At 64.8% G+C, this 293-nt stretch carries 1 pseudogene; it reads left to right on the top strand.

Features of this window, described 5'->3' with window-relative positions:
- Nucleotides 1-293 (top strand): annotated as a pseudogene (locus E0702_RS16735) (alpha-D-glucose phosphate-specific phosphoglucomutase); the annotation flags it as partial.

Here is a 293-nt window from a genome sequence, read left to right as displayed (position 1 = left end):
ATTTTGGCGTCAAGTATAACGGCCCCAATGGCGGCCCCGCGACCGAGGAGGTCACAGATCGCATCTTCGCGGCCACGCAGGCGATCACCGACTACGCCATGCTCGACGCGCAGGACGTGGATCTGTCGACCCTGGGCGAGACCCGGCTTGGTCAGATGGTGGTCGAAGTGGTCGACCCGGTCGCCGACTACGCCGCCCTGATGGCCGAGATCTTCGATTTCGACGCGATCCGGGCGCTTCTGGCAGGTGGTTTTCGCCTGCATTTCGACGCCAGGCACGCGATCACCGGCCCC

The organism is Halomonas marinisediminis (assembly GCF_004347715.1).
Classification (GTDB): domain Bacteria; phylum Pseudomonadota; class Gammaproteobacteria; order Pseudomonadales; family Halomonadaceae; genus Halomonas; species Halomonas icarae.
This window is presented reverse-complemented; position numbering and strand designations above follow the sequence as displayed.